The organism is Thiohalocapsa sp., assembly GCF_022340605.1.
Lineage (GTDB): Bacteria > Pseudomonadota > Gammaproteobacteria > Chromatiales > Chromatiaceae > Thiohalocapsa.
Map to the genome: position 1 here is coordinate 1 of NZ_JAJDNQ010000149.1, position 7,689 is coordinate 7,689.

Consider the following 7,689-nt stretch of genomic DNA (forward strand, 5'->3'; position numbering starts at 1 on the left):
GATCACCTTGTTGATGCCGCCACCGGCCATGCGCGTCTCCGTGGGTTCCCCGCTCTGGGTCTGCTGGACAGATGCTGATGCGTGCGACCCGCACCCGCACGCCTGTCACCGCCGACCGGTCCGACCATGGGGATGGGTCAGGCCCCCGTCGCGGCAGCATCTAATCTTGCCCAATCCACGCGACCATTGTCCACCTTCAGGTGGGCCACGCCCTCATCCACCGCGATCACGGCCTCCTCCACGCCCGGCACAGCCAGCAATCGCTCACGCAGCCCCGGCAGCGCCGCCGCCGGCAACTCGCCGACCGGCAGCATGTGCGCCGCGAGCTGCCCCGGCGTCCGCAGGGTCGCCGCCACCAGCAGCCACAGGGTGGCCGCGCCGGCGCCCACCAGATAGACCGCTTCCGGGCCGAAGCGCTCGTGCGCCAGGCCGCCCAGCACACCGCCGAGGAAGGCGCCGATGAACTGCGAGCTGGAGAAGACCCCCATGGCCGTGCCCTTGGCGCCGGCGCCGGCCACCTTGGAGACCAGCGACGGCAGGACCGCCTCCAGCAGGTTGAAGACCGTAAACATCACGGTCAGCATCAGCGCCAGCCCCCACAACGAGGTGTGCAGCAGCGCAAAGCCCAGCAGCGCCGCGATCAGCGCCGCCGCCGAGCCCACCAGCACGATCCGCACCTGCCCGCCGCGCTCCGCGGCGATGATGAAGGGCACCATCAGCACGATGGCCGCCAGCACCACCGGCAGATACACCAGCCAGTGCCGTGCGGCCGGCAACCCCGCGTCGATGAGCGACAGCGGCAACACCACGAACAGGCTCACCATGGTCAGGTGGAGCAGGAAAATGCCGGCATCCAGGCGCAACAGGCTGCCATTGCGCAGCACGCCGCCGATCTGGCCGAGCACCGGCTGGGCGTCGCGGTGGGTCGCCGAGCTCGATGGCGACGGCACCACCCAGGCCAGCAGCGCCATACCGAGCAGCGCGAAGCCACCCGTGAGCCAGAAAATGCCGGATACCCCGATCAGTTCCCCGAGCACCGGCCCCAGCACCAAGGCCGCGGCGAAGGACAGCGCCACGCTGATGCCGATGGCGGCCATGGCCCGGGTGCGCACCGACTCGCGGGTCAGGTCCGCCGTGAGCGCGGTGATAGCCGCGGCCACCGCGCCACTGCCCTGCAGGGCGCGGCCCACGATGACCCAATGAATGGACCCGGCGGTGGCGGCGATGACGCTGCCCAGTGCAAACAGCACCAGTCCGACGTAGATCACCGGCTTGCGGCCGATGCGGTCCGACAACAGCCCGAACGGGATCTGCAACAGCGCCTGCGTCAGGCCATAGGCACCAATGGCAAGCCCCACCAGCAACGGCGTCGCGCCGGCGAGGTCGTGCGCATACAGCGCGAACACCGGCAGGATCATGAACAGCCCGAGCATTCGCAGCGCGAAGATGGAGGCCAGGCCGGCCGCCGCGCGGCGTTCCTGGGAGCTCAGGGGCGGGATCGCGGAATGGCCGGGATCGGACTGGGACAACTTGGGCACCTCGATGTGGATGGAAAGATCAGGATGCCGATGGCCGCAACCGGCGCGGGGGACCGGGCGCGGGGACATCCCGCAGCGGGCTAGTATGTTATCAGCTCTTCGCTACGCCGCTCTGTTACGAGCCGTTCAGCAGTAGCACGGCCACACACGCACGACCGAGTCGAAATGCGAGTCACCGCGGGTGGCCGGCGCGAAATCGAAATCGGGATCGGGATCGGGATCGGGATCGGGATCGGGATAGATGTCGATCCCAAACAGGGGCGGGATCGATGTCGATCCCACACAGGGAGTGTTTAGCCATTGCCACTGAAGGTGAAAAACACTGTGAGACTCTGAAAGTCGTACACTTCGTAGTAACAAAATTCCAGTCCCTGCAGGCTAGCCATGCCGCAGTAGACCAGTCGCCGCCATAACTGGTGAGATCCCTGGCAGCCCGTCTCAGCCAATTTTGCAGGCCGCCAACCCGGGTTGGGCCGAAGCCGAGGAACCTGGTCGAAGCCTCTGCTCGTGGTCGTGGTCGTGGTCGTGGTCGTGGTCGGACGCTCGACGACAACGACAACGACGACGACGACGACGTTTAGGAGGAAGGCTGCACTATCGCCGCGGCGGAATGCCGCGATTGGCCAGCCGGTCGGCACGCTCATTGTCCGGATGCCCGCTGTGGCCCTTGACCCATTGCCAGCGCACGCGGTGGCGCGCCACGGCCTGATCCAACCGCTCCCAGAGGTCCTGGTTCTTGACCGGCGTGCGCTCCCGGGTCTGCCAACCGTTGCGCTTCCAGCGTGGCATCCAGCGCTCGACGCCATCGCGCACGTAGCGCGAGTCCACGCTCAGGATCACGTCCGACGGCCGCGTCAGTGCCTCCAGCGCCTGGATCACGGCCATCAACTCCATGCGGTTGTTGGTGGTGTGGGGCTCGCCACCGCAGAGTTCCTTCTCGTGGCCGCCCCAGCGCAGCAGCACCCCCCAGCCGCCCGGCCCCGGATTACCCTTGCAGGCGCCGTCGGTGTAGATCTCCACCGCGCGCGCGCCGCCGTTGCCGCCGCCATCACTCGCCACGGGCGCGCCTCACGGTCGGCTCGACCGGCCGGCCCGGCAGCAGGGGCGGCGTCGTCCAGGCCGGACGCAGCGGCGTGCGTGCCGGCACCCGCTTGACCGCCCGCACCGCAAAGACCCCACCCAACATCGGCCACCAGCGCCGGCCGGCCAGCTCCAGCCAGTCCAACTGGTGGGCCAGCGCCCGGCGCAGTGGCGGGCGGAACACCAGCATCTCGCGCGTCTCCTGTGTGAACCCCAGCAGCTTGAGCCAATCGCCGATGCGAAATGGCGTGAGCTGCGTGCCGCACCAGGGCACACGCCGCCGCTGCCGGAGCCGCGGCCACCACCGCATCAGGCCCCAGGTGCTGAGCGGATTGAAGCAGAACAGGATCAACCGACCCTCGGGAATCAGCACGCGGTCCACCTCGCGCAGCATACGCGGCACCTCGGCACAGAAATCCAGCGTATGAGGCAACAGCACGACGTCGACACTGGCGGTCTCCAGCGGCAGCTCGAACGGCAATGCGCGTATGCCGGCGCCATCGACAACGTCGGCATCGACGCCCTGCCCCAGCACCACGCGCTGGCGAATGCGGCAGGTGGCGATGGCGTCCACGAATTGGGTCTGGGCACCGAACTGAATCAGGTAGTGCCCGAAGGCGTCGGCGAGCAGGCGCTCCAGACAGATCGCCTCCGCGTGCGCCACGTAGCGCCCGACAGGCGTCCGATACCAGTGGCCGAGCTTGGTCAGCGGATCGGCCTCTTGCGGCGTACAGGGTCTCATTCAGCACCCTCGCTGGCAGACCGGACATGCGGTCCAATCGACGACCGGTGGACGCACAGGACGACCGGTACCCCAATGGCGTTTGTAGGCATGGCTTTTACTAGGGTAATCCCGTACACTCGCGCTCGCGGAAAAACAATAACTAAGAAAACTAACCTCTCAATACGCTCAAGTATTCGCCATGCTCGGACCAATTCAAGCCAACGGAATCGCCGTCGCCGCGTCAACAGCGCGCACACGTCTCCTCCGCCGCGCACCACTGCCTCTGCTGCTGTTGCTGCTGCCGGCACTCGCCTGCCTGCTCCCCGGCTGCGCCTCCGATCCCGGGTCAGAGCGGCTGAGCGGCGTCCAGCCCTATTCCGTGTCCGCCCGAGAATACGGCTATGTCCGCCCCGCCGCCGATGTCCAGATGGTCGGCCGCGGTGGCCGCGGCGCGTACGCCGGTCGTAACGCCGACAACCTCTGGGAGCGGGTGCGCCGCGGACCGAGCCTGGGCATCCGCCACCACGCCCGGGTTGACCGCATGGCGGCCGGCATGGCCACCAATCCCACGTATCTTACCGACCTCAACCGCCGCGCGCGTCCCTACCTGCACCTGATCGTCGAGGAACTGGAGCGCGCCCGCATGCCGACCGCGCTGGCCCTGCTGCCGGAGATCGAGAGCCGCTACAACCCCCGCGCCATCTCGCCGAAGGCCGCCTCCGGCATGTGGCAGTTCATGCCCTACACCGGCCGCCAGATGGGCCTCACCCAGAACGGCAGCTACGACGGCCGCAACGACATCCTCGCCTCCACCCGCGGTGCCATCCGTTACCTCAGGGAGCTGAACGCGGAGATGGGTGGCGACTGGGCGCTGACGCTGGCCTCCTACAACTGCGGTCCGGCCCGCGTACGCCGGGCCATGCGCGCCAACGGCACCAGGGACTTCTGGTCGCTCACCACCCTGCCCGCCGAGACCAGGAACTACGTGCCCAAGCTGCTGGCGGTGCTGGAACTGGTCGACAGCCCGGAGCGCTACGGCCAACGCCTGCCCAAGCTGCCGAACGCCCCGGCGCTGGAAGTGGTCTACGCCAACACGCCGATGAGCCTCACGGAGATCGCCCGCCACAGCGGCGTATCCGTGGCGCAGTTGCGCGCGCTGAACCCCGGCCTCAAGCTCGGCCGCACGCCGGCCGCCGGGCCGCACCGTGTGCTGGTGCCCGTCGGCAAGGGCGACGATCTGCGCAAGGCACTGTCGAAGGCCGGCAAGCTCGGGCGGCCGAGCATCGCCGACAGCTCGCTCGCGCGCAGCGGCAACAGCTGAGCCCCCGCGCGCACCGCGGGGTGCCCCCGCTTGGCCTCTGCTTCAACCCGCGCCGCGATCGAGGCCGCCCCAATGCCCGCCGGGGCGCCGCTGCCCATCGACCCGGCAATGCCGCGGCTGCTGCATGCGCTGGCGGCCGGCCACGCCGTGCTCACCGCCCCCACCGGCTCCGGCAAGACCACCCGCGTGCCGCTGGCGTTGCTGGACGCGCCCTGGCTCGTGGGCCAGACCATGCTGATGCTGGAGCCGCGCCGCCCGGCCGCGCGCATGGCCGCCGCGCGCATGGCGGCGGTGCTCGGTGAGGCGGTCGGCGAGCGCGTCGGCCACCAGGTGCGCTTCGAGCGGCGCATCGGACCACGCACCCGCATCCAGGTCCTCACGGAAGGCATACTCACCCGCCGCATCCAGTCCGACCCTGAGCTTGCGGGTGTCGGGCTCCTGATCTTCGACGAGTTCCACGAGCGCAGCCTCAACGCCGACCTCGGCCTCGCGCTGGCGCTGGACGCCGCCGCGCTGCGCGAAGACCTGCGCATCCTGGTGATGTCGGCGACCCTGGATGCCGCCGGCATCGCCGCGCTGCTCGGCGGTGACGGTCCCCCTGTCCCCGTCGTTGAGGGCGTCGGCCGCGGCCATCCGGTGCACATCCGCCACCTGGAGCGCACACCGCGGGACGCCGTCGCCGCCGTCGCGCCCGCCATCCGCGCCGCGCTCGCCGAGCACGCGGGCGACATCCTCGCCTTCCTGCCCGGCGTCGGCGAGATCAACCGCGTAGCCACAGCCCTCGGCGAGCTGCCGGGCATTCAGGTGCTGCCGCTGCACGGCAGCCTGTCGCTGGCCGAGCAGGAGCGAGCCCTACGCCCCGTACCCGATGGGCCAAGGCGGGTGGTGCTGGCTACGGACCTCGCCGAGACCTCGCTCACCATTGAAGGCATCGGCGTGGTAGTGGACACGGGCCTCACCCGCAAGCCCCGCTTCGAGGCCGGTCCCGGCATGACGCGGCTCGTGACCCAGCCCATCGCACGTGCATCCGCCGAGCAGCGCGCCGGCCGCGCCGGCCGCCTCGGTCCGGGCCACTGCATCCGGCTCTGGACCGGGGCCGAGCACCGCTGCCGCCCCGCCCAGCGGCCGGCGGAAATACTGGACGCCGATCTGGCCCCATTGATGCTGGAGCTCGCCCTCTGGGGGGTGTCAGACCCCAATGCCGTCAAATGGCTGGACCCGCCGCCGGCACCCGCTTGGTCTCGCGGCATCGCATTGCTCAAGGACTTGGGCGCGCTGGACGCCACCGGCACCATTGCGCCGCTCGGGAGGCGCATGGCCGCGCTGCCGGCGCATCCCAGACTCGCGGCCATGCTCTGCCGCGCTCCAACGCCGGCGCGCGCGCTGGCGTGCGACCTCGCGGCGCTGCTCTCCGAGCGCGACCCGTGGAGCGGTGGCGATGGTCTGCCACGGCCGGTGGACCTCCAACCGAGGCTTGCGGCGCTGGCGGCGCATCGGGAACGCGCGGGCCGGCAGGCGACCACGGGCTTCGACCCACGGCGCCTTGCCGCAGTCGCCCGCGCCGCGGAGCAACTCCGGCACCTGCTGCCGAAGGAGGCCGGCGGCAGCGACACCGCGCCCACCTACGCCCCCGGCGTGCTGGCGCTCGCATACCCGGACCGCATCGGTCAGAACCGCGGGCGCGACGGCCGTTTCCTGCTCGCGTCCGGTGCAGGTGCGGCGCTGCCGCCGGACGACCCGCTGGCCGCGGCCCCCTACATCGTCATCGCCGACCTCGATGTGGCGGCGGGCGACCACCGCATCCGCACCGCGCTGGCCACCAGCCAGGCAGAGCTGGAAAGCCTCTTCGACAATCGCATCGAGACCCGTCAGATGCTCGCATGGGACCAGGCCCGCGCCGCCGTCACCGCCCGCAGCGAGACTCGCCTCGGCGCCCTGGTACTGAGCACCCGACCCGCCGCCATCGAAGACGAGTCGGCCGCGTTGGGCCTGCTGCTGGCGTCAGTGGCGAAGGATCTGCCAGCGGCACTGAACTGGACGCCGGCGGCGCGCCAGCTCCAGGCCCGGGTCGCACTGGCGCGGCGGCTGGAGCCCGACGGCGACTGGCCGGACCTGTCCGACGCGGCGCTGGCAGCCGCCCTGCCGGATTGGCTCGGCCCGTGGCTCGCCGGCAAGACCCGGCTTGCGGACGCTCGCGCACTGGACCTGCCGGCGGTCTTCCGCGGCCTGCTCGGATGGGACCGCGGAGCGCGCCTCGACAGCCTCGCACCTTGCAGGCTCGCCACGCCCGCCGGGACGGAGCGCCCCATCGACTACGCCGACAGATCAGGAGAGCCCGTACTGAAGGCGCCCATCCAGGAGCTCTTCGGCGCGGCCGAGACGCCGGCCATCTGGCATGGGCGCCAGCCGCTCACCCTGCACCTGCTCTCCCCCGCGGGCCGGCCGCTGCAGGTGACCCGCGACCTCGCCGGCTTCTGGCGTGGCGCCTACGCAGAGGTGCGCAAAGAGATGCGCGGCCGCTATCCGAAGCACCACTGGCCGGAGGACCCCGCCGCCTCACCGGCGGTCAAGGGTGGGCTCAAGCGGCATCTCGGGTGATCGCGCCAGACACACGGCGAGGCGCCCGGCCGATGCATGCACAGCCCTCCGCGCTCGATACAAGCGCACCATCGCGGCGCGGACGCCGCTCCCACAGCCGCACGGCCGTAGCCAGAGGGCCGTCGTGGGAGCGCCGTCTTCGGCGCGATACGGCGCTTGCACAGCCCTCCGCGCTCGATACAAGCGCACCATCGCGGCGCGGACGCCGCTCCCACAGCCGCATCGCTCTAGCGGGAGCACCGTCGTGCGATGGCGCGTTGCGGCTGCTCAGGCACCGGCGCCGACTTCACTCGCCACCGGCGCGTCGAGTTGCGAGCAGAGCCCCGGCGGCATGCCGCCGTCGGTGGGCGGATCGGCGTCGATGATGCGGTTGCGACCATTGCGCTTGGCCTGATAGAGGGCTTGGTCGGCGCGCTGAAGCAACTGCA

5 protein-coding genes are annotated in these 7,689 nt (G+C 70.6%); 2 read left to right on the forward strand and 3 right to left on the reverse strand.

All coding sequences use genetic code 11. The annotated features are described in order from the left end of the window. Positions 1 to 137: 137 nt before the first annotated feature. From LJE69_RS18670 to LJE69_RS18680, 3 genes are all read right to left on the reverse strand, one after another. Positions 138 to 1,529 carry an MFS transporter gene (locus LJE69_RS18670; protein WP_296927561.1) on the reverse strand — a complete coding sequence of 464 codons (1,392 nt, stop codon included), beginning with the start codon at positions 1,527 to 1,529 and terminating at the stop codon, positions 138 to 140. Positions 1,530 to 2,132: 603 nt separating this feature from the next. After that, entirely contained in the window at positions 2,133 to 2,597 is a 465-nt protein-coding gene (gene rnhA, locus LJE69_RS18675) for a ribonuclease HI (RefSeq protein WP_296927562.1), read from the reverse strand. Next, positions 2,587 to 3,360, reverse strand: coding sequence for a methyltransferase domain-containing protein (locus LJE69_RS18680; protein WP_296927563.1), 774 nt, complete (start codon positions 3,358 to 3,360; stop codon positions 2,587 to 2,589). Before LJE69_RS18680 ends, rnhA begins: the two co-directional genes overlap by 11 nt. 361 nt (positions 3,361 to 3,721) lie before the next feature. Here LJE69_RS18680 and LJE69_RS18685 point away from each other — a divergent pair, with 361 nt between their 5' ends. Together LJE69_RS18685 and hrpB are read left to right on the forward strand one after the other, a co-directional pair. Next, the gene (locus tag LJE69_RS18685) at positions 3,722 to 4,663 is read left to right on the forward strand and encodes a transglycosylase SLT domain-containing protein (protein WP_296927564.1); all 942 of its coding nucleotides are present in this window, start codon (positions 3,722 to 3,724) and stop codon (positions 4,661 to 4,663) included. A 72-nt stretch (positions 4,664 to 4,735) separates the two neighbouring features. Next, positions 4,736 to 7,261, forward strand: a complete 2,526-nt coding sequence (hrpB, locus tag LJE69_RS18690; RefSeq protein WP_296927565.1) for an ATP-dependent helicase HrpB — start codon at positions 4,736 to 4,738, stop codon at positions 7,259 to 7,261. The last annotated feature ends 428 nt before the right edge of the window (positions 7,262 to 7,689 follow it).

Coding starts and splice junctions, on each gene's coding strand:
- LJE69_RS18680 (WP_296927563.1), bottom strand. CDS start 3,360: ATGAGACCCTGTACGCCGCAAGAGGCCGATCCGCTGACCAAGCTCGGC.
- hrpB (WP_296927565.1), top strand. CDS start 4,736: ATGCCCGCCGGGGCGCCGCTGCCCATCGACCCGGCAATGCCGCGGCTG.